The sequence below is a fragment of the Streptomyces sp. genome (genome assembly GCF_031178505.1).
Classification (GTDB): Bacteria; Actinomycetota; Actinomycetes; order Streptomycetales; family Streptomycetaceae; genus Streptomyces; species Streptomyces gulbargensis.
On record NZ_JAPSIW010000942.1, the window covers coordinates 1 to 2292 of the forward strand.

3 protein-coding genes are annotated in these 2292 nt (G+C 71.8%); 1 reads left to right on the plus strand and 2 read right to left on the minus strand.

Features of this window, described 5'->3' with window-relative positions:
- Window positions 1-206 precede the first annotated feature (206 nt).
- The gene (locus RIF68_RS34810) at window positions 207-1340 is read right to left on the minus strand and encodes a hypothetical protein (protein ID WP_309055522.1); all 1134 of its coding nucleotides are present in this window, start codon (window positions 1338-1340) and stop codon (window positions 207-209) included.
- Window positions 1337-1606, minus strand: coding sequence for a hypothetical protein (locus RIF68_RS34815; RefSeq protein WP_309055524.1), 270 nt, complete (start codon window positions 1604-1606; stop codon window positions 1337-1339). Before RIF68_RS34815 ends, RIF68_RS34810 begins: the two co-directional genes overlap by 4 nt.
- A 229-nt stretch (window positions 1607-1835) precedes the next feature.
- Here RIF68_RS34815 and RIF68_RS34820 point away from each other — a divergent pair.
- Window positions 1836-2292, plus strand: a 457-nt coding sequence (locus tag RIF68_RS34820; protein ID WP_309055527.1) for a hypothetical protein, incomplete at its 3' end; no start/stop codon positions are given.

The window sequence follows — 2292 nt, forward strand, 5'->3', positions numbered from 1 at the left end:
TGCTCTGGGGCTTCTCGGGGCGACGGCCTCGCCCGAGGCGCGTGGGTTAGCCGGGGGCGGTCACGGGTAAGGGGCGGTCCCCTCGGGGGTGGTGCCCGCCCCTTCTCGTTGCACCGCGGGGGACCAGGGCTCGGCCGCCCGCTACCGACCAAAAGGCGGCGGCCGACGGGAGTCCCGCCGGCCGCCGCCGTGAATGGGGGCCTCAGTCAGAAGCCGATCCCCTCAGTCGGGGCGTCCTCGAACATCTCGCCCTCGTCCACGTACTCCCAAAAGACTGGGCTGTTGGCAGACCAGCCGCCCTGGCGGCGCAGCTTGTCGATGCGCTTGCCCTTCTTGATGCCGGTGGTGACCAGACCACGCCGGGCGGAGTGGCCGGTGATTCGGCGTCCGGTCAGGCCCGCGTACTTCGCGCAGCGCGCGAGCGCGCGGCCGACTCCGTCCGGCGACAGCCGTGCGGAGCCCAGGCGGCCCCACTGGTCGACGGGCAGGAACGCCGGGCCGTCGGGGGCGGCACCGGCAGCCAGCTTGGCCTCCTTCCACGCGAGCCAGCAGCGCACCGGGCAGGAGGCACGGTTCTCGCCGTAGGTGACGGGATCGGTCCGGGGCGGGCGGCCCTTCACCGAGGGCACCGTCACCTTCAGGCCCTCGTCCACGACCTGGATGTGCGCATCGTCCAGCAGGGCCATCTCCTCGTTGCGCCCGGCCACGGCCAGCTTCAGGGAGTTCAGCGCCTGGTCCCGCAGCCGGGCCAGCTCCGGCACCCGGTAGACGACGCGACGTCGGGCCGTCGGCTGCGGCTGACGCTCGCGCGGGGCGTTGGCCATCGTCCGCAGGTCGGCGGGGGTGATGGCGGCCGCCTTGCCGCGGCCGCGCTTCATCCGCTTCTCGTCCAGCCTGAGCGGTTTCAGCGCCCGCCGGGCCGCCTCGGTGGCCTCCTTGGGGACCGTGTAGCCGTGCCTGCGGGCCTCCGAGGTGACGCCCGTGATCCGGCGCTCGATCGTGTTCGGCGGCGCCTCGACCACCTGGTCCAGGTACGTCACGAACGACACAAAGGTGCCCACGGTGACCTTGCTGAGCGGCAGGCGGGTGCCGGTCCGCTCGGCAAGCCAGTCGTGGAACTCCCCCCAGATCTCCCAGTCCCGCGCGTAGCCGTCCTTGGTCTTCTTCGGCCGGATGCGGTGCAGGTGCTCCTGGGCGTCCGCGTCCAGCGCAGCGAGGACAGCGTCCACCGGGTCGGGCACGGCGACCTCGCCGGCGCCGGGGGCGTCGTCGTCCACCAGCTCGGCGTCGACCACCTCCACCGGCTCCAGCTCGGTCCCGTGCTCTTGGGTGGTCGTCACTCGGCGACCTCCCCCCGGAACGGCGCCGGGAGGGTGTAGCCGCGTTCCCGCAGCCACTGCGGGAACGCGGTGCGCTGGCCCTCCGGGGTGTAGCTGAGGCCGTCGGCCTCGCCGGTGAGGGCCCCGCTCGAAGCGAGCGTCCACATCAGCGACGGGAGGTCGGCCTTCGCGCCGTGCGCGAGGAAGGCGGCGAGCTGCTTCTGACCGTTGCTCTGCCACCGGTGCAGGGTGGCGGTCGGCACGGCTTCGCTGCGCCAAACAGGCATGCGATTCCTTCCGGGTCGGCGGACCGGTTCGCTGACCTGTCGTCACGTCCGGTTTATCGCCTCGGATATGGCACATTATCCGAGGCGAGACGCGCCGTGCCACCACATCACCCGAACGAGTGCAGAATTCTCGCCAGATTCTCCCCGGTCTAGACGGGGGAGCGTCCGGAGGGGCACACTGCCGATGGAGACCCGGGAGAACCGGGTAAGAATCCGTCGGAAGGTTCCCATGAAGATCACCATTGAGGGTGCGAGCGAGGAGTTCGCCGAAAAGGTGCTCGCGCTCGCCGCGCAGCAGGAGGGCACGGAGCTGACTGTCGCCACCGTGCAGACCGGCTGGACCGTCGACCGCGCCGAACGCTACCTCCGCGCCCTCCCCGCCGGCGCCCGCCGGTTCGCCGAAATGGTCATCGTGGACGGCGACGGCTACCTCGACGCCGACCAACTGCGCGCCGTGCTCGGCAAGCTCAACGGGCCGACGGTCGCCCTGTCCCGTGCGATCCCGCGAGGCGTGAAGGCGGGGTGGTGGCCGGAGGGCACCCCGGCGCCGATCACCCCGGTGTCCGACCCGGACAACCCGAGCTGGCACCAGAACATCGCGTACCGGATGGACGCGGAGAACGTGCCCGTCTTCCGCGAGGCGCTCGCCCGTCTCGCATTCCCCCAGCGCGTGGCCGACGACGACC

Coding starts and splice junctions, on each gene's coding strand:
- RIF68_RS34815 (WP_309055524.1), bottom strand. CDS start 1,606: ATGCCTGTTTGGCGCAGCGAAGCCGTGCCGACCGCCACCCTGCACCGG.